The 18,976-nt window shown below is 60.3% G+C and carries 17 protein-coding genes; 11 read left to right on the top strand and 6 right to left on the bottom strand.

Annotated elements, in window-relative coordinates; genetic code table 11:
- Nucleotides 1-192 precede the first annotated feature (192 nt).
- Both HMPREF9465_RS10930 and HMPREF9465_RS13815 read left to right on the top strand, forming a co-directional pair.
- The gene (locus tag HMPREF9465_RS10930; RefSeq protein WP_005435904.1) at nucleotides 193-2,250 is read left to right on the top strand and encodes a transposase; all 2,058 of its coding nucleotides are present in this window, start codon (nucleotides 193-195) and stop codon (nucleotides 2,248-2,250) included.
- A gap of 52 nt (nucleotides 2,251-2,302) precedes the next feature.
- Entirely contained in the window at nucleotides 2,303-2,716 is a 414-nt protein-coding gene (locus HMPREF9465_RS13815) for a hypothetical protein (RefSeq protein ID WP_231289373.1), read from the top strand.
- Between the two features lie 470 nt (nucleotides 2,717-3,186).
- On the opposite strand, the gene HMPREF9465_RS13935 is transcribed toward HMPREF9465_RS13815, so the two are convergent.
- A complete protein-coding gene (locus tag HMPREF9465_RS13935) occupies nucleotides 3,187-3,903 on the bottom strand; it encodes a YadA C-terminal domain-containing protein (RefSeq protein WP_005436962.1) in 717 nt (238 codons plus the stop codon).
- Between the two features lie 360 nt (nucleotides 3,904-4,263).
- On the opposite strand from HMPREF9465_RS13935, the gene HMPREF9465_RS10915 reads away from it, so the two are divergent.
- The 4 genes from HMPREF9465_RS10915 (at nucleotide 4,264) to leuE (ending at nucleotide 9,655) form a co-directional block, all read left to right on the top strand.
- Nucleotides 4,264-5,772 carry an ISAs1 family transposase gene (locus tag HMPREF9465_RS10915; RefSeq protein ID WP_005436960.1) on the top strand — a complete coding sequence of 503 codons (1,509 nt, stop codon included), beginning with the start codon at nucleotides 4,264-4,266 and terminating at the stop codon, nucleotides 5,770-5,772.
- Nucleotides 5,773-6,202: 430 nt separating this feature from the next.
- Nucleotides 6,203-6,538, top strand: a complete 336-nt coding sequence (locus tag HMPREF9465_RS10910; protein WP_005436958.1) for a cytochrome c3 family protein — start codon at nucleotides 6,203-6,205, stop codon at nucleotides 6,536-6,538.
- Nucleotides 6,539-6,540: 2 nt separating this feature from the next.
- Complete coding sequence (locus HMPREF9465_RS10905) at nucleotides 6,541-8,082, top strand: FAD-dependent oxidoreductase (RefSeq protein WP_005436956.1); 1,542 nt, start codon at nucleotides 6,541-6,543, stop codon at nucleotides 8,080-8,082.
- Nucleotides 8,083-8,995: 913 nt separating this feature from the next.
- Complete coding sequence (gene leuE / locus HMPREF9465_RS10900) at nucleotides 8,996-9,655, top strand: leucine efflux protein LeuE (RefSeq protein WP_005436954.1); 660 nt, start codon at nucleotides 8,996-8,998, stop codon at nucleotides 9,653-9,655.
- Nucleotides 9,656-9,854: 199 nt separating this feature from the next.
- On the opposite strand, the gene HMPREF9465_RS10895 is transcribed toward leuE, so the two are convergent.
- A complete protein-coding gene (locus HMPREF9465_RS10895) occupies nucleotides 9,855-11,270 on the bottom strand; it encodes an MmgE/PrpD family protein (RefSeq protein WP_005436947.1) in 1,416 nt (471 codons plus the stop codon).
- A 239-nt stretch (nucleotides 11,271-11,509) separates the two neighbouring features.
- Between HMPREF9465_RS10895 and HMPREF9465_RS10890 the strand changes: the two genes are divergently transcribed.
- Entirely contained in the window at nucleotides 11,510-12,847 is a 1,338-nt protein-coding gene (locus HMPREF9465_RS10890; protein WP_005436945.1) for an anaerobic C4-dicarboxylate transporter, read from the top strand.
- 188 nt (nucleotides 12,848-13,035) lie between these two features.
- On the opposite strand, the gene HMPREF9465_RS10885 is transcribed toward HMPREF9465_RS10890, so the two are convergent.
- Nucleotides 13,036-13,440, bottom strand: coding sequence for a thioredoxin family protein (locus tag HMPREF9465_RS10885; RefSeq protein ID WP_005436943.1), 405 nt, complete (start codon nucleotides 13,438-13,440; stop codon nucleotides 13,036-13,038).
- A gap of 200 nt (nucleotides 13,441-13,640) precedes the next feature.
- Between HMPREF9465_RS10885 and HMPREF9465_RS10880 the strand changes: the two genes are divergently transcribed.
- From HMPREF9465_RS10880 to HMPREF9465_RS10865, 4 genes are all read left to right on the top strand, one after another.
- Nucleotides 13,641-14,141 carry a macro domain-containing protein gene (locus tag HMPREF9465_RS10880; protein WP_005436941.1) on the top strand — a complete coding sequence of 167 codons (501 nt, stop codon included), beginning with the start codon at nucleotides 13,641-13,643 and terminating at the stop codon, nucleotides 14,139-14,141.
- A gap of 102 nt (nucleotides 14,142-14,243) precedes the next feature.
- Complete coding sequence (locus HMPREF9465_RS10875) at nucleotides 14,244-14,807, top strand: sel1 repeat family protein (RefSeq protein ID WP_005436939.1); 564 nt, start codon at nucleotides 14,244-14,246, stop codon at nucleotides 14,805-14,807.
- A gap of 22 nt (nucleotides 14,808-14,829) precedes the next feature.
- Nucleotides 14,830-15,183: a tetratricopeptide repeat protein gene (locus HMPREF9465_RS10870; protein WP_005436937.1), complete on the top strand. Its 354-nt coding sequence runs from the start codon at nucleotides 14,830-14,832 to the stop codon at nucleotides 15,181-15,183.
- A gap of 576 nt (nucleotides 15,184-15,759) precedes the next feature.
- The gene (locus HMPREF9465_RS10865) at nucleotides 15,760-16,371 is read left to right on the top strand and encodes an XRE family transcriptional regulator (RefSeq protein WP_005436935.1); all 612 of its coding nucleotides are present in this window, start codon (nucleotides 15,760-15,762) and stop codon (nucleotides 16,369-16,371) included.
- A gap of 210 nt (nucleotides 16,372-16,581) precedes the next feature.
- Here HMPREF9465_RS10865 and HMPREF9465_RS10860 read toward each other — a convergent pair whose 3' ends face one another.
- The 3 genes from HMPREF9465_RS10860 to HMPREF9465_RS13500 all read right to left on the bottom strand — a co-directional run.
- Nucleotides 16,582-17,880 carry a Y-family DNA polymerase gene (locus HMPREF9465_RS10860; protein ID WP_005436933.1) on the bottom strand — a complete coding sequence of 433 codons (1,299 nt, stop codon included), beginning with the start codon at nucleotides 17,878-17,880 and terminating at the stop codon, nucleotides 16,582-16,584.
- Between the two features lie 31 nt (nucleotides 17,881-17,911).
- Nucleotides 17,912-18,610 carry a LexA family protein gene (locus HMPREF9465_RS12555; RefSeq protein WP_005436931.1) on the bottom strand — a complete coding sequence of 233 codons (699 nt, stop codon included), beginning with the start codon at nucleotides 18,608-18,610 and terminating at the stop codon, nucleotides 17,912-17,914.
- A gap of 193 nt (nucleotides 18,611-18,803) precedes the next feature.
- Nucleotides 18,804-18,976 (bottom strand): ISL3 family transposase (locus HMPREF9465_RS13500; RefSeq protein ID WP_005436930.1); only part of this gene is annotated, 173 nt, incomplete at its 5' end.

Raw genomic sequence — 18,976 nt, 5'->3', positions numbered from 1 at the left:
TTCTCTTCTATGATGTGAACTTCCTGTAGAATGGTAACACGCAAACTTTAAAAAATCGTATCCCGCACCGATAAAAATTCTGGCGATCTCCTGTGGTTCAGGAAGATCGCCTTCTTATTGTTTTGTTGAAATATCGTGTAGAATATGCTACTGTAAATATCCAAAAGGATAACACCGGAATTTTGAATTTTTATGGGTCATATTTACTGGGAACTCCCTGAGATTCCGATCCCGCCGCAGGCATACGTCAACAAGAACGACGGACGCGTCTTCCTTATGTCACGTGACAGTCGAAACGTGCGTCGCCGCAAGTCCATCGGACACGCTACCGGTAACGGGAACATGTATCCCAACGATACCTTCCGCTTCTTGTTCCCAAATCTTTGGAAGGAACACTACGGTGAGAAGCAGTCCCTGCCGCCTCATATGCTCTCGCTTGGCCCGTATGCAACCTTCCTTGCAATCGCTGAACGCAACGGCCTTTATGACTTGCTGCATAAACACTTCGGACCGCTCTATGGCAACACCGTCATGGACTATGCCATGTTTTCCGCGGCCGATCGCTCCAACAGCACGCATCTCTTTGAGGACGCCATGCGCATGCGCGTGTGCTTCTCCAAGGATCGACACGCTGACTCCTGGTACTCTGAACTCTTCAGCAAGAACCTCCCGCTTGATGCCCTGCACCAGTTCAAGATCGACTGGATCAAACAATGCGCCAAGCAAGGCTGTAGCAAGGTTTGGCTCTGCATTGATGGCTCGAATAACAACTGCGAGTCGGAAGCAGGCGAAATCAATGAGTTCGGGAAAGCCAAGTCACTCAAGGACGTGCCTATCGTCAGCTACATGTGGGCTGTCGATGCCACTACCGGACGGCCCATCACTTGGTTCGTTAACCCTGGCAGCATGATCGATGCCAAGGCTTTTCGAGGCATCGCCCAGTTCCTCGCTGCTTCGTCCATTAGTGTCGAAGGCCTCATCTCTGATCGCGGCTTCTGCACGCAGGATGTCATCGACCTGGCAGAGGAGTGCGGACTTCGCTACATCATCATGCTTAAGGGCTCCACCAACGGAGCACAGACACTCTTCGAGCGCCACGGCGCAGAGGTGCGTTGGAACGTTCGCAATATTCTCAACAAGAACGGCATCTTCGGCACGACGGACAAGGCCAAGATCTTTGCCAACAGTTCTAAGGAAAACTGCATCGGGCTCTTCTTCGACGGCTTGAGCAGTGCGCCGCGTGCCGTGCGTTTCATCAACAAAGTGCTCGACTGCTCCATGACGCTGCGCGCCGAGATTGCCGCCGGCAAGCCCAAAGTTAATGTCCCTGCGGCAATGAAGAAATTCATTGAGATTGCAGAAATCAACGGCAAGAAGGAAGTACTCTTTCGCTACGAGGCCTGGCAGCAAGAGGCAGACCGCAAGGGCTTCTACGCCATTGCGTCCTCCGATGAGCTTTCAGCTGCCGAGATCCACAGTCTTTACGGCCTGCGTGATGCCTCGGAAAAGCAGTTCTCCATGCTGAAGTCTCAGCTCGGCTCGCACGTTACCCGTGTACAAAGTCGCCAGAGCATCGAAAGTAAGCTCGCCGTGGCTTTCATTGCGAGCGTCATCCGCACTGAGATCCTGATTGCCTGCAGAAAGCTGGAACTCGATGTCAACCAGATGATCCGGCATTGCGATCGCTGTCAGCTCATGCTCCTGCCCGATGGCGTCTATGCCTTTGTGGACAATCTGTCGGCTCGACTGAAGCGCTTCCTCGAAGAGTTTGGAGTGACGCCCGAGATTCTGAAGCGCCTGAGCGAGGAAACGAATGCTCGCCTGAGCAATCCGATGCAGAGCCAAATTCGTCGGCTCCCGCAGGGAGCCGACGCTCCCAAGCCTCCCAGGGGCAGACCTCGCAAAGAGAAGTCGGCAGAGGACGATGACAAGCCAAGGCGCAAGCCGGGGCGACCCAAGGGCAGTAAAAATAAAAAAACGCTCGAGCGTGAACGCCTGGCGGCGGAAACTGCGGCAAAAGGTGTACTGCCGCCTGAAAAAGTAAAGCGCAAGCCCGGTCGCCCCAAAGGCAGCAAGAACAAGAAGACGCTGGAACGGGAGGCGCGTGAACGCGCGCTGCTTGAACAAGCTGGGCAAAAGCGAGGCCGCGGCAGACCGAAAGGGAGCAAGAACAAGGCGACCTTGGAACGCGAAGCCAAGGAAGCAGCAGAGGCTATGAAAAAGGCTCGAGACGGTCTGGATGAAGGCTGAATATTTCCTCTGAAGCTGTAGCTGTTGTTACCGTTCTAGAGGAAATTCACGAATGGAATGGCTTGCGAACTGTAATCCTGCCGTTGTCTTGATGGAGTCATGCAAAGGTTCCACGGTTCGTGCACGCAAGATTGCCGATCTCGGCCATGACTCACGCCTTGTCAAGGGGGCTGATGTCAAAGCATTGCGCAATGTTTGTCAAAAGGACGACATACGCGATGCGGACTACATTGCTCGACTCTTCTACGTCCCCGGCACTAAATATGTCTTCGTGAAGAATCAACGCCAGCAGTCGCTGCAATTCCTGCAGAACGAGTACAAGAGCCTTCAGGAGTTGCGGATCTTAGTAGGGGAATCAGATCCACACCTGTCTCGAAGAGTTCGGCTATTCTCGACCCAAGTCCCAATCATTCGTTCAAAAACGCATGATTGCTCATCTGGAGAAAAATACGGAACTAATCCCTGAGGAAGTGATGTCTTCTTTTCACCGCCGACGCGACATGTGGCTAAACCTGTTTGAGCAAGAAGAGGAAGCTAAAATGCGCATGGAGGAAATTGCCAAGACGGATGACGATGCCCAACGCATTATGACCGGTCCGGGAGTTAGAGCTCAGACGGCAGTTGGAATGCTAGTGCACATCGGCCGCGACATCGGGCGTATCAAGTTTGCCGCCTCCATTGGGCTTGTTCCCAAGCAGAATAGCACCGTGGGCAACAATTTGACGTTCTACTCCCCCACCAAACACCGAATACCTTCATCGTTAAGGCTGTTGCCAAGCAGGATCGTGACTTGTTCTCTCTGTTGTGATTAGCAAAACTCCCGAAGCGCTTAGATTAGTTTTCGTGATCTAGCACCCCGGGAGTTTGTTTTTTGGGATTACCAACCGAGGGAACAAAGTCGTCTCGGTAAGTTACGAGCTAAGCTCAATGGACTTCTTAGAATTCGAAGTTGGCACCGATATTGTAGGTGACATGATCGAAACCGCTGAGGTCGGAAGCAATACCGGCCTTAAGGGCGAAGTTTTCATTGAAGCGATAGCCAGTACCAAGAGCCATTGCCTGTTCGGAGTCATAACCACCGATAGCAGCGGTGACGTTGAACTTGCCAACGCTGTACGGCTGGAAGAGACCGTTAAGAGCAGCCTGAGCAGCGAAGCCCTTCTTCATCTTGTCGTCGAGCTTGTCAATACGGGAATTGACGGCCGCGAAGTTGTTCTTCATTTCAGCGTAATTCGCCGCGATGGCATTCTTATTGGCTTCGATGTTGGCCTTGTTCTTTTCGATATTGTTCTTATTCACGCCAATGTTCTGATCCTGAGCATGGTCGTGGAATTCATTCTCAACAAGCTTGTTCTGGAGCTTATGAATATCGTCGGTATTAGCCTTGATGTTGGTCTTGTTCTTGTCGACGGCCGTGTTGAACGTCGCGGTGTCGACCTTCTCAGCAAGCTTGGAGTTTACGAGCAAAGCATTGTTGGCATAGGTCGACTTATCCAGCTTCGAGTTATCCAAAGTCGTGAAGTTATTATTAATTTTGGTCACGTCGGCAACACCGGATCCATTATCGACCGAAGGCATGGCAGCAAATGCTGTAGCCGAGAAAGCACCAACGACCGCAACTGCAAGAATCGATTTGATCATTGTCTTTTGCATTCTAGAAAATTCCTTGATATCAAAGGTTAATGCACGTTGTTAACAACAAAACAACAGTAAATGTAATTATACTGCAAATCGCAATTATCTGGATGGGGGGGGGGGGGTTACCTAAAGAACTCCCCCTTCGCCGAAATCGCCTCTGTTACAGGTGTTTGTTCGTCTAACTCCTCGTTGCATTCTGGCAAAATTACCTCACGACATCCTTGAGACCAAGTCCGTCCTCAGGGCGATTGTATGATTTGAGAGGTGGCCTCGGGTTGTAGTCGCCTGCGGCACTAGCGAAATCTTCAGAAAAAGGCTTGATATGCCGAGCCCTTCTGTTAGAACAGACCTATGGCCCATAACGTAGGTGATAAAATGGCATTCAAAGTCCCCGCCGAGATCCACGAACTCGTCCCTGAAGAACTTCGCTCCAAGTACGGTATCTACTGGAGTTCCAAAGGCGAGCGCTACTACGTGTTCCGTGACGTTGCCCATGTCTACGATCCGTCGAAGAAGCGCTCGTCAGTCAAGCGCGTCGCGTTGGGGAGCATTAAGGACGGCGTCTTCACGTATAGCCCGTCTTACCTCAAGACGCTCAAAATCGCCAAGCTTCAGGAACAAAACGAGACGCTATCCAAGTCCGCCGCCTCCGGTGAGACGAGGCGCCCCGAACCAACGACCGTGGTCAAGCCGAAGGTTGTACGAGAAATTCAGAAAGCGCTCGAGCCCGTCGTCGATCCCCGTCTGCACCGAAAGAAGGTGGCGTACCCCCTGCAGACCGTTTTGACGGTGGTACTGCTCGCCGCCTTTGCCGGTCTCACCAGTGCGGTGAGCGCCGCGGTCTACTGGAGGCAACATCGTGCGGAGCTTGCCGAACTCATCGACGACTTCCCGGAAGAGGATATCTCGCACGACACGATCAACCGTGTTCTTCAGCTCATCGATGCCGAACAATTCCACGGCCTACTGACTCGTATGACGAGCGGACTTATCTCTCAAGCGGTCAATCGCGTCTTCCACATCGACGGTCAGGCTGTCACCGCCTCCAAGTCCGACACCGCGCTCAAGGGGCGCTATGTGTTCAACGCGTACGACTCGATCAATCAGGTCGTCGTGGCTAGCCTGCTCATAGAAGAGAAAAAGAACGAGATCTCAACGGCCATTGAGCTTCTCTCCATGCTCGATCTCAAACCGGGCGACCTCATCACCGCCGATGCCATGAACACGCAGAAAGCCTTGGTTCAGTACCTCGCTGAGAGAGGCGTCGGGTACTGCCTCGCGATCAAAGAGAACCACCCGACGCTTCAAAAGGAAGTTCACTTTCTTTTCGCAACTGTCGAAGAGAGCCGCAGGCGCAAGTGCCGGACGCTTGATGCGGATCGAGGTCGAATCGAGGAGCGAAGCGTGACCGTCCTGCCAGCTTCCCTCTTGTCCAATCGCTTCCACCAAGAGTGGAACGGCCTTAAAGGCGGTTGCATCGTCAAGGTCACGAACAACACGGAAGCCAAGGGGAAGCGAGGGCGAAATTCAAGTCAGACTCGCTACTTCATGACCACGATTCCGTTCTCCGAGGACGCGGCCGCGGTTGCCGGCGAAATCATTCGCCGCCATTGGAGCATCGAAAACAACGTGCACTGGGCGCTCGACGTGAGCTTCGATCAGGACCGGATGCAGTGCACTAACGCGAACTACCTGAGCAACCGTGTGACGCTCAACAAGATCGCGCTCAACGTGCTCCGCGCGGCACAGAACGCTACGGACGTCAACGGCCGGCGAAACTCCGTCAAGACGATGCAGCAACTCTGCTCGACGCCCGCTGGCGCCATCGAAACCATGGGCACGGCCCTGGGCCTACAAGGTTTGCTTGACGGTGTCAAGGGCTAACCCTCGAAAAAGTCATGCGATTGCCCTGCATCAGCCCGCACTCCATCCGCACAGGGAGCCGCGCACCCGCGTGACGCTCCCATCTGCCTTATCGACATTCCTCAGCCTCCCCCGAGTCTCTGCCCGCCCCCTTCGAAAACGCCCGTCTCCCCTCTCCCCGAGTCGTTTCAAGACGACGCGGCCTCGCTCTCGAGGCGGTCCAAATCCCGTCTCCTGCCCCTTCTTCAGGGTTAACACCACCTCCCACGGCCACCTCCCCCGAGCCGTATTTTTCTTTCTTAGCAATCCTTAAGATTTGGCACAGAAGGAAGCGGAATCATCCGCCCGCTTCCAACCCATCTGCCCGCATTCACCCCCGGGCGCGTCAGGCTGATCCTCCACTTCCTGCGGCGCGCCTCATGAATCCGGGCGGCCCCACAAGGAGAATGACATGCTTTTGAAGTCTTATCTGGCAGCCGTCGTCCTGACCTTTGGTCTTGCATCCGGCGCTCATGCCGCCGCGGTCACGATCAATGGTCCGCACGCCTCTCTCGACTGCACGACCTGCCACGCCAACGGCCAGTTCAAGGCCCCCGCCAAGGAAACCTGCTTCCAGTGCCACCAGTCCTATCAGACTGTCGCTGAACGCACCGCCAAGATGAATCCCAACCCGCACAGCAATCACCGCGGCGAAAAGGATTGCAATGCCTGCCACAGCATGCACGGCAAGTCCCATTTCGAATGCAACGACTGCCACAACTTTGCGATCCGCATGAAGGGTGAATGATCATGACTGAAAAGATGCTTTCCCGCCGCCATTTTCTCGGCACCGCCGCCACCGCCGCCGCTGCAGGCGCCGTCGCTCCGGCCTTTGCCGCCTCCACCTCCGCCTCCGGCATGCCCGCCAAGTGGGACATGGAAACCGATGTCGTCGTTCTCGGCTGCGGCGGCGCCGGCATGATGGCCGCCTGCCAGGTTGTCGACGCAGGCAAGAAGGTCGAAGTCTTCGACGCCGGCCTCTCCCCGTTCCATACTGCCACCAATCTCTGCGGCGGCCTCTTCACCGCCTACGGCTCCAAGCTCCAGAAGGCCGACCCGACCATCAAGGACAGCTGGGAGGCCTTTGCAGAAGACATCATGGCCTACGGCAACTACATGAGCCTCAAGGAACCGGTCTACGCCTTCGCCAAGCACTCCGGCGAAGCCTTCGACTGGCTTTCCGACCACGGTCTTGCCGCTCATCATCTTGAAAACTACGCCGGCCACACGCATCGCCGCGCCCATCGTCAGGATTCCTTCAAGGGGCGCGACTACATCGAATGCCTCGTGAAGCAGTTCGCCGAACGCAAAATCGAGATCCATCACTCCATGCCCGTCACGCGCTTCTGGTTTGATGAAAAGGCCAACCGCGTTGTCGGCGTCCAGTGCGGCCGCGACGACAAGGTCGTCAACTGCCGCGCCCGCCTCGGCGTCATCATGGCCACGGGCGGCATCACGGGCACGCCCGAGTCTCTTGACCGCTGGGTTCCGTCCGTCGCCGGCAAGGGCGTCGTAATCGGCGGCCCGAACAACGACGGCTCCGCCATGCTCACCGCCGTGCGCGACGTCGGCGTTCCGCTCTCCCACATGCAGTACATCGCCTCGTATCCCTGCGGCATCGTCACCGGCGGCCGCAACGGCCCGTACTGCCGCTGGTGGTTCATCACCAACCAGGGCGGCATCCTCGTCAACAAGAACGGCAAGCGCTTCGTGACGGAAAAGGAAGGCATCTGCCACGTCACGCCGCACCTCGCCCACAACCCGGACGGCTGCCACTACGTGCTCGCCGACCAGGCCACCTGGGACCGCACGCTCAAGACGATCAAGCTCTCTGCTCTTGTCGGCCTGCCCTCCTGGACCGAAGAACGCGTCCTCAAGGAATTCGAACTCGGCAAGAACCTCTGGAAGGCCGACACGCTTGAAGAGCTCTGCCAGAAGTCCGGCATGAACCTCGAAGGCCTCAAGAGCCAGATCGAACTCTGGAACAAGGCCGTCGAAACGAAGAACGACACGCAGTTCGGCCGTACCGACCAGCAGCACAAGATCGGTGCCGGTCCGTACCGCATGATCCGCATGTTCCCGTGGAACAACCTCTCCTGCGGCGGCGTGCGCGTCACCGAGCACTTCGAAGTCCTCGGCTGGGACATGAAGCCCGTCAACGGCTTCTACGCTACGGGTGAAACGGTGGCCGGCGTCCACGGCGCCTTCTACTGCGGCGGCAACGCCTGCGGCTTCGCCCACACTTCCGGGTACATGGCCGGCAAGTACATAACGGGCTACAAGGAAGCCTAACCGGCAGCAGCCGATTCCCTGGGCTCTAAGCGCAGGGAGCTTCTCCTCGAAAAAGGCGCCGCCCTCCTCTCCTTTGGGCGGCTCCTTCCTGAGGCTCGGGTCAGATCCTTCACCCGGGCCTCTTTTATGTCTTGACATCTCCAAGATCCTGACCGATCCTTTAGTATTCGCTTCGAGAGCGTGGATCTCGGTGGAGCGCCACCTCTACGAAGGCGGCTCCCCGAGGTTCATCAGTTCTGGACGCGGACTGCATTCGTTCGAAGGGAAGACCAATCGCACCGGCATCATATGGAAAGCAGATCCGCAATGCGTAACCGTCTGCAAGCACGTGTACCGTGTTCGCGTTGCCAAGCACGACGACTGGCTCACCCGAGCTTTGCAGGATCCGACGGATCCCACAAAGCCCAGAAAGGTGAAGTACTGTCCTAGCCGGAGTAACAGCCTGGCTTGACGCCGGTGTCGTAGTCATTCAAGCTCGAGAAGGCATCACCGAGCGCGAGTTCGGGAGGTTCCGAGGGCGGGAGATTCCTTCCCTTGCCGTACAAGGGCTGCGTCAGCAGGGATTTCGTGGTCGGAGTGACAGCAAATCGGGGACAACCCCGAGGCGAAAAGCCTCGACTGTACCGAAATTCAGTGGGGAGGTTGTTTAGCAAGTCCCGCAAACGCGGTATCCAGACGACAATCGCCCCGCTTCGCCACGGCCGCAATCGTCTTCACGACATCGACCTTCCGCGTGCAGGAAATTCTCCGGAAAATGTCTCATTTCGGGGTTGTCCCCTAGGCGAAAACCTGTATACTTCGTCGTCCGATGCAGGAAGGCCCGCGGGGTCGAATGCGTCCCAACCGCAAAAATTCATCTGCCGGCCGGACTCCGAGGGAGTGCGGTCTTTTTTTCGCACGGATCATCTCCATCATGCTTGAAACTTTTGGCATCCTCAACATCTGGGCCTATGCGCTCGGCGCTCTGATCATCGTCATGATCCCCGGCCCGAACACGCTCTTCGTGCTCAAGACGAGCATCGTCGACGGCCGCCGCGCGGGCTTCACCGCCGCTGCGGGCGTCTTCACGGGCGACGCCGTTCTGGTCTTCCTCGCCTACCTCGGCATCGCGGCCCTCGTGCTCGCGCACCCCGAGGTCTTCTTCTGGCTCAAGATCCTCGGCGCCGCGTACCTCGCCTGGCTCGGCGGCAAGGCCATCCACGCCACGTTCTTCGCCAAGAAGGCCGAAAAGGCCGAAGGCGAATCCGAAGTCGTCGTCAAGAAGAGCCGCAGCCTCGTCAAGGTCTACCGCAACGCCCTTGCGCTGAGCCTCACGAACCCGAAGTCGATTCTCTTCTACGTCTCCTTCTTCGTGCAGTTCATCGATCCGGCTTTCGACAATCCGGCGATCTCCTACACCATCCTCGCCCTGATCCTTGAATGCTTCAGCATGGCCTGGATGACGCTCCTCATCACCGCGGGCGCCGACCTTCTCAAGTTCTTCGGCCGTCGTCCGTCCGTCGCGAAGCTCGGCAACACCGCCATGGGCAGCATGTTCCTGCTCTTTGCATCGAAGCTCGCGCTCGACGCCTGACGCTCCGACGGGACAAGCACCAAATAAGACGGCCTGCAATCCGAATGTGGAATGCAGGCCGTCTTGTTTTGCCTCTCCCAGAATTTCGAAGACGTCTACCGGGCCGAGGCCGTCGTCATCTGCAACTCGCGCGGTGACTGCTGAACCATCCGAGAGCAGGTTGCGAACCCGTGATTTTATCACACCATGTTCGAGCACTTTATGCGTCGAACTGCTCGCGCGTCCTCGGCTCGCGGGCGAGCAGGCTCGCCACCTCGGTCCTGAAGTCGGAGACCTCTTCGAGCGCCATGAGCGTGCGTGCGAGCTCCTCGGTCTCCTCCTCGGTGAAGACCATGCCGACCACGCCCCTGAACTTCCTGAGAAGCGCCTCGTCAGTGACGGGATTGGTCGGTGCGCCGAGCGGCATCGGCACGTGTTCGCGCCAGCTGCGGCCGTCCTTGAGCGTCACCTCGACGATCGGCTCGTCGTCGTCCTTCTGGCTCTTGTCGACCGTGAAGCGCACGCGCGCCATCATGGCGGCGACGCGCGGGTCCTCGCGCCGGGCGCGCGCAAACGAGGGAAGGCCCGCGGAGCCGAAGACGAGGTCGGCCGCCACGCTGTAGGGGATGGAGAGCTGGGCCGAGTTCATCGGATGAAGCGTCGCGTGACCGCACATGCCGTAGACGAACGGATTGATGATCACGTGCACCTCCTCGACGTCATCGGCCGTGAAGCCGTGTGCGGCGCGCAGGTTGTCGACGGCGTCGATTGCGGCATGGGTGGAGCGGCAGGAGGCGTGAGGCTTGATGGAGACGCGCCCGAGCTTCCAGTTCTCGCCGAGTTCGCGCAGATAGGCATCCGGGTCGCTCGAGGTCGGCGCGAAGGAATGGTTGAAGCCGCCCCAGACCTCCTCGAAGACGTGCGTCGGCCCCGTGAAGCCGCGGCGTGCGAGCACGGCGCTCATCAGGCCGCCCCAGGCTGCATGGCCCGCATGCATGCGCTTGCTCTGCGCGCCGTCGTGCACGCAGCACCAGAGGCCGGAGGAGAAGGACGAGGCAAGGCCGAGCGCATTCTGCGTCTCCCTCACGGAAAGGCCCAGAATGCGGGCTGCGGCTGCGGCCGCACCGAACGTGCCGCAGGTGCCCGTCGAGTGGAAGCCCGCGCCGTTGTGCGGTTCATAGGCGCCGCAGGCCTCGAGCGGACGGCGGGCGACGTCGTAGCCGATCACCACCGCGTCGATGAACTCGCGCCCCGTCACGGGACGGTCCGCAAGCTCCACCGCGGCGACGGCCGCAGGCACCACCACGGCGCCCGAATGGTCGCATCCGCCCGTGTCGTCAAGCTCGAAGGCATGCGAGGCCGTGCCGTTGACGAGCGCGGCGTTGACGGGCGTCATCGTCTCGCCGCGGCCCCAGAGCGTGGCCCTGCCGGGCCCCTCGCCTTCTTCGCGAAGCACGGCCGTCAGGCGCTGCGCCTCAACCGAGACGGCCCCCGCAACGCCCGCGCCGATGGAGTCGAGAATGTGGCGCACGGCCTTCTTCACCATCGCGTCGGGCACGGCCTCGGAGGGCGTCTCCACGACGAATCGGGCGAGCACCTCGCTCTTGAGAACATTCGGAACAGCGGTTTCAGTCACTTCAGGCTCCTTTCGTGAATTCAGTCGTCAGGGCAATCCATGACTGCCCACGGGTCACGCCAATAATACCGAAAGCCCGCTGCCGACGTGCATGCGGAGCCTTCGAACACAACGAGCGCCAGGCACCCCGTAAAAACCATGATGTGTGTCAGTGCAACAAACTGTAAAATACCGCGTGGCGGCCCCTGACTGAAATACTGCCGCCTCCCTCCAACAACCAAAAAGAAAGCTTTACAACCATGGAAATGGATTTCAACTTCTGGCTCCAGTTCGCCATCGTTATGGTCTGCGTAGCCATCGGCGGCCGTCTGGGCGGCGTCGGCCTCGGTGCGGCCGGCGGTCTCGGCGTGTGCCTTCTCGTCCTCGTTCTTGGCGTTCCCCCGGGTTCTCCTCCGATTTCCGTCCTGCTCATCATCACGGCGGTCATCGCCTGTACGTCCGTCCTTCAGGGTTCGGGCGGTCTTGACCTGATGGTCCGTTGGGCCGAGAAGCTCCTTCGCCGCTGGCCGAAGATGATTACCATCGTGGGGCCGCTCGTGTGCTCCTTCTTCGTGATGGTCGTGGGCACGTCCTACGTGGCCTTCGCGGTCTATCCCGTGGTCGCCGAAGTGGCGGCCTCGGCTCGCGTGCGCCCCGAGCGCGCCGTTTCGGCATCCGTGATCTGCGCCGGCATCGCCGTGATGGCCTCGCCCATGTCCGCCGCCATGGCCGCCATGGTGGGCATCATGGCCACTCAGGGCGTCGAATTCCATCAGATTCTGGCCGTGACGATCCCGACCTTCATCCTCTCGCTCTTCTGCGCCGCCCTCTCCGTGTTCTGGCGCGGCAAGGAGCTCGAGGACGACCCGGAATTCAAGGCCCGCCTCGCCAACGGCGACTACCAGTGGCTCGCCACGCACTCCACGACTGAAATGAAGTTCGCGGAGGCTCCGTTTGCCCGCCGTGCCGTCTGCATCTTCCTGCTCGGCATTCTGGTCTCGATTCTCGTGGGCTCCGTCTCCGACCTGCGTCCGTCCTGGACGGTCGGCGAAAAGACCACGCTTCTTCCTATCCCGAACATCATCCAGATGGTGATGCTCGCCACGGCCTTCTTCATCATCATGCTCTGCCGCGTCCCGTCCGCGAAGTTCGCCTCGGGCTCCGTGTTCCGCTCCGGCCTCATCGGCGTCGTGGGCGTCTTCGGCATCGCCTGGTGTACGGGCACGTTCTTCGACCAGCACACCAAGGTCCTCGCCGACGCCTTCGCCGGCCTCGCCAAGGATGCGCCGTTCGTCTTCTGCCTTGCGACCTTCTGCGTCTCCACCGTCATCTTCTCCCCGACGGTCTCCACGACGATCATGATCCCGCTCGGCCTCAAGTTCGGCCTGCCGCCCGAGTTCCTCGTCGGCACCTGGGCCTGCTGCTACGGCGACTTCATCATCCCGGGCGGCGCGCAGATCGGCTGCACGGCCTTCGACCGCACGGGCACGACGCGTCTGGGCACCTTCGTGATCAACCACTCCTACCTGCGTCCGGGCCTCGTCTTCGTGACCTGCGGCACGTTCATCGGCTGGGGCATCTCCAAGCTGGTCTTCTGATCGGCCTGATCCCGAAAGTCCATATCGAAACGGGCGTCCTCCATGCCGGAGGGCGCCCGTTTTCACATTCGGTGGAATGCACGAAGGGGCGCGGATTCAGCATCCGGCGCCCCTTCAATTGTCCCTTGTCCTCGTCCTTCAGCCTCCCGTCCGGAGAGACGGAGAGAGGAAGGAGCGGATCCTGCCGACTACTTTGCGGCCTTCGCCTCGTCGGGCTTCGCTTCAGCGGCCTTGAGGGCTCCCTCGATCGCCTGCCTCATGCTCGACTCGTCCATGTAGCCCTGGTGCCAGCCGAGCTCCTTGCCGTCCTTGTCGAAGAGGATCTGGGTGGGCACGGCCGCGATGCGGAAGTACGGCACGAGTTCGGGGTATTCGGAGGTGTTGATCTCGCGGATGGCGGCGCGGCCCTCGTACTCCTGGTCAAGCTTCCTGAGCGCGGGCTCCATCAGGCGGCAGGGCTGGCAGCCGTCCGCGCTGAAGGTGACGAAGGTCACCATGCCGGGCTCGGGCACCTTGCCGTCGAGCTTCGCATGAGCGGGTGAGGCCAGCACGGCGGCAGTCGCAAGGGCGCCGAGAAGAAGTCGAGTGTTCATGACGAATCCGTTTCGTTTGATGATGATTGAATTCAAGACCTGCCGCACGTTTTGCGGCAGAACCTTCCGATGATAGCGCACAAAGGATGGACGGTTGCGCCGAACTGCGTTCGGATTTTCCCTTCCTTCCGAATACGAAACCGCGAATGCCGAAGTCTCGAGACTACAATCCATGGATCAGAACATTTCGGGAATCCGCCATGCAGCCTTGTGCCATCTCCGTCATCAAGGGCGACATCACGACGCTCGATGTCGACGCCATCATCAATTCCGCCAACCGCTCGCTTCTCGGAGGCGGCGGCGTGGACCGCGCCATCCACCGCGCCGCGGGCCGCGAGCTCCTCGCCGAGTGCATCGAGCTCTGCGGCTGTCCCGTGGGCGAGAGCCGGCTCACGAAGGGCTACGCGCTCCCCGCCCGTCACGTGATCCACACCGTCGGCCCCGTCTGGCTCGGCGGCGCATCGGACGAGGTCGAGACGCTTCGCCGCGCCGTCACGTCCGCACTCGACATTGCGCGAGACATGAAGTTCGAGACCGTTGCCTGCTGCTGCATCAGCCGCGGCATCCACCGCTTTCCTGTGGACCTCGCCGCGAAGACCACGCTCGAGGCGATGCTTGCGCACGATTTTGCGGGCCGCGTGACCGTCTGCGCCTACACCGACGAGGACCTCGAGGCCTACAAGGCGCTTCTGCCGCAATGACCTCGAGACCCCGTGCGGGTTTTCCCTCATCGAGATATTAAGCAAAACACCATCCTCCTTGGGCAGAATTCCAAGATTTCTTACACACAGACGCTGACCGCCATGACGTCCCTTCAAATCAAATCCGCTCTTCTTTTCTCCCTGATGCTTTCGGCCGCCGCCCTTTCTTACGCAGCGCACGCCGCACCGGCCGCCGCTCCCGCCGCATCGGCCGAACCTGCTTCCGGGACCATGGTCATGACGGCCCGCGAGACGCCCGAGGCCGCCTGCGCCCGCGGCGAGGCCGCCGCCTGCACGGTGGCCGCGCTTCGCGTGCTTCCGCCCGTCGACAAGGCCCGGAGTGAGCAAAAGGCCGTCGGCGAGGCCCGCGCCCTCTTTGAGAAGGGCTGCAGAGGCGGGGACCCCGAGTCCTGCCGTCATCTCGGTCTTCTGCTTGCCGAGGGCAGGATCTATTCGGCCGACCTTCCGGCCGCAAAGGAACTTCTCTCGCGCGGCTGCACGATCGGCGACGACCGCAGCTGCCGTGAAATGGCCCGCATCGCCAACGACGCGGGCGAGCACGAGGCGTTGGTCTCCTGGCTCGGCAAATCCTGCATGCTCGGCAACGAGACGTCCTGCATGCGCACCGCCACCCTCGACCGCTCCGACGACCGTGTGCGCTGGTGAGGAGGCCTGCAGGCTCGGCCGCATGGACGCCTGCCTCGACGCGGCCGAGCACCGCCAGAACGGCAACGGCGTGCCCGTCGACATGAAGCTTGCCCTTCAGAACTACCAGGCCGCCTGCCGCCTGAGCAACGCCCCGTCGTGCTTCCGCGCCGCCAAGATCCTGCGCTCTGGCGACGGCGTCAAGGCCGATCCGAAGGCCGCCGCCGTCTGGTACGACAAGGCCTGCCAGATGCGCCAGACCCGCGCCTGCGCCATCCTCGGCGACCTCTACCTCTCGGGCGAGGGCGTCGACAAGGACGATGTCCGCGCCAGGTTCTACCACAACATTGCCTGCTCGAGCGGCCTTCGCTCGAGCTGCCCCAAGGCCGGCCGCTGAGCCCGCCAGCCGAGCCCGAATCGAACTTCCGGTGGGACAAAATCCACTCAAGGACCTAGTCCCACTGGCGTTCACAGCGAATACACTCCCGCTGATACCTTCAGGATCAGCCCCCCGGAGACCACCCCGCAGACGACGTACTCCCTTCCCCCGCCCCGCCCGGACCGCAGTCATTCCCGACTTCCCCTATTCCCGACCGGATCACCCGTCAATTTCCGTCCACACACACCCAAAGTTTGTAACCGTTTATTTCCGAATTACCCCATAGATCCGTGTAAAGGCCTCTGCGACTGGGGAGATTAGCCAATTGCGGTTTGCGCAAGGTTCCGTGCGTCTTGCGGCGACGATAGCGTTTTCTTAGTTCGACTCTCTCATTCTGTGTAAAATGAATCCGCATCGGGAACAGGATTTTGACGCAAAGTATCGCCGATTCCCGTTCACCTAGGTGCATACTCCGAATCGCGATTCAGCTGTTTGAGGTATTTTATAAGCAACAAGAGATATCAACGGACCCACAAAAGCCGTCGATATCCGAAAAACCAGCTGATCTCATTACACATTCACAAGGGGACTATCGTGAATTCCACCTCGACCGACACACTCGGCGGCCGCATTGGCTCCGAACTCAAGCGTTCCGGCATCTCCATGCGCGAGCTCGCCCGCCGCATCGACATCGCCCAGCCTTCCATTTCCAAGTGGTGCTCCAACCAGGCCGTTCCGCGCGTCATCTATCTTGAGCGCATGGCCAAGGTCTTCGGCGTTTCCGCCCACTGGCTCACCTACGGCGAGCACGCCTCCGGCCGTGACGAAGTCGTCATCCGCCCGCGTCCCGAATCCTCCGAAACGATCGGCCTGTCGCTCACGGCCGACAGCGCCAAGCGCACCTTCGGCACGGAAGCCAACAAGCTCTCGCTCTTCACGCAGGGATCCGACGACATGGCTCCGACGATCCGCAGCGGCAGCCTCGTGGTCATCAACCATACGATCAACAAGGTGATCGGCTCCGGCGTCTACCTCGTCCAGGTCGGCGAAACGAAGGAACTTCGCCGCATCCAGCCGCTCGTTGACGGCACGCTCGACATCCGCATCGACAATCCCAAGCGCTTTGCGAACGAAATCGCCACCGACGACAAGATCGTCATTCTCGGCAAGGTGCTCTCCACGGTTTCCGTGAAGCACATCCGCTAAGCAGCGATCAGAACAAAGGGCCTCCCTTCCGGAGGCCCTTTTTCTTTGTCCCCGATCAGATCGCCATCGAGCGCCGGTCCGATGAGGACATAACCGGCCGGCTCGAACGAGTGGGGAAATGTCGAAGCACCCTGTTTCACACACAAACACTATCCATGACCACGAATCGTGCTGCGTCCTTCCTTCGGAGGCCGGGCATGCATTTCGTCCTCAGTCGACGCCCGACATCTCGTCCCAGCACGTCGTGCTGCAGGGCGTCATGCGGTCCCTGCGCATCTCCCAGCCGTCCGCCTGCAGGCAGGCCGCCGTCCTGATCGCGTCCCGCCCGAAGCGTCCCGTGATCATGTCGGCGGTCATCATGAGCCTTCTGCGCCGCTCACGGGCCGAATCGTCCTCGGGCTCGTCGAAGAGGGACTGCGGCTGCACGCATCGCGCTGCGCCGTCGACGGCGGGCACGAGTCCCGAGAGCACCACGCCGAGCCTGCAGTAGGCGAAGCCCCTTCGCCAGGCCCTTCTCACGAGCGCCTCGGCGACCGCCGTGAGCTCGATGGTGTCGGCTGTCGGCCGCAGGAGCCTTTCGCCCACCTCGGCCGAATGCTGCGGCTCGTTCTCCCTGAAGCGGCTCGTGCTGAAGAGAACGCCCACGTGCGTCGCCTCGCTTCCCTCGCGCCGAAGCACGCGGGCCGCGCTCTCCATGCGCACGGAGGCCGCGCACAGCAGGCCGTCGAGGTCGGAGACGGGCGCCGAGAAGCTGCGGGAGCGCACGATCTGCTTTCTCCCCGGCGGCGTCTCCTCAAGCTCGATGCAGCAGCGCCCCTGGAGTTCGAGCCAGGTTCGCTCGAGCACCACGCCGCCCAGGCGCCTCACGACGCCGCCCGGCACCCTCACGAAGTCGAGCACCGTCCGCACGCCGAGGGCCTCGAGCTTGGCGGCCGTCCTGCCTCCCACGCCCCAGACCTCCGAGACGGGCGTCACCGCAAAGGCCTTCTCCCTGCGCGCGGGCGAAAGGTCGTCCCAGTTGAGGACGCCCCCGAAGACGGAATGAACCTTGGCCCAGTGGTCGCAGAGCTTGGCGAGCGTCTTCGTGGGCGCAATGCCCGCACAGGTCGGAATCCCCGTCCACTTGAGCACGCGAGCCCTCGCCTCGCGGCCGAGCGCCGTAAGATTCTCCATGCCCGAGACGTCCGCAAACTGCTCGTCGATCGAATAGATCTCCTGCCTCGGCACGAGCGTGCGGATCACCGCCATCATGCGGTCCGACATCGACTGATAGAGCTCGTAGTTGCTCGAGAGCACCGCGACGCCGTGCCGCTCGGCGAGCTCCCTGATCTGAAAGTACGGGACGCCCCGCGCAATGCCGAGCGCCTTCGCCTCGGCCGTCCTCGTCACGACGCAGCCGTCGTTGTTCGAGAGGACCACCACGGGGCGGCGCCTGAGCGTGGGATCGAACACCCTGTGCACCGAGGCATAGAAGGTGTTGCCGTCAATGTGAAGAAAGCGCGTCGTCATGCAGGACTCCTCCCGTCGACAGGCGCACGGCCTAGGGGCCGCGCCCGAGAATGCGGCCGAGCGCCGTCACGACGCCAGCCACCCTGAAGTCGTCCCACTCGGTGGGACGCAGGATCCTGTAGTTGCCCTCCTTGTTCTCGGGCCTCAGCTCAATGACGCCGTCAATGCGCTTGAAGCGCTTGATCGTGAGCGCGCCGCCGAGATAGGCGAGCACGATGTCGCCGTCGACGGGCTCCTTCGAGCTGTCGACGAGCAGAATGTCGCCCGAGGAGATCCCCGCGTCGATCATCGAGTCGCCGTCCGCCTCGATCACGAAGGTCGTGTGGGGCTTGCGCACGAAGAAATCGTTCAGGTTGAACTCCTCGCTCGCATAGTCGTCTGCCGGAGACGGAAAGCCGCACGAGCCCTTCATCTCGACGCGCGTGACGTTGTCCTTCGGATCGGTTTCAAGCGGCACGCGCCCGACGACGCGTACGTTGAGGTGCTCGCGAGGCAGCACGTCCGCAGGCCGGTCCTCCCCTTCGGGCGCCTCCTCCCGCGTCATGTCCGCACGAATGAGGCCCCTCAGGTAGCGGTTGCCGCCCTTTCGCCTGCAGTGCTCGGCCTCATCGGGCCTGAGCCTCACGCTTCTCACCTCGGAATAGGTTCCCGATCCCTTCGGACGGCCCGCGCCCGTGCGCGCACCGCCCCTCGCGGGCGAACCCGCTTCCCTCTTGTCCTCTTCCGACATCCCGGCCTCCTTCAGACAACCTCATCCAATGCCGGAATTGTAGCTCAAAAATCAAATTAAAAGCCGCGTCACCCGAAAACCCCGTTCCGCATCACCATTTGCGAATCTCAAAAAAAGCGGACGGCCCGCAGGATTCCTCTCAATCCTGCGGGCCGTCCGCCTTGCAGTCGCAGTGACTGCGTCTCTTTTTGGTTCATCTCGGAAGTCCGTGGAACGCGGCCTTGACTTTTAAGAAAAAGTACAGATCGTCTCGGAAGCCATAAGCTCGTCGCTTAATTTGCTTGATTTTATTGTTGACACCTTCAAGTACAGAGGTGTTGATCTTAAAGTCCGCGGCTGCAATGATGCCCTGCACATAGCCCCTGA

Source organism: Sutterella wadsworthensis 2_1_59BFAA (genome assembly GCF_000297775.1).
Taxonomy (GTDB): Bacteria; Pseudomonadota; Gammaproteobacteria; order Burkholderiales; family Burkholderiaceae_F; genus Sutterella; species Sutterella wadsworthensis_A.
The sequence above is the reverse complement of the archived record's forward strand: the minus strand, read 5'-3'. Positions and strand labels throughout refer to the sequence as shown.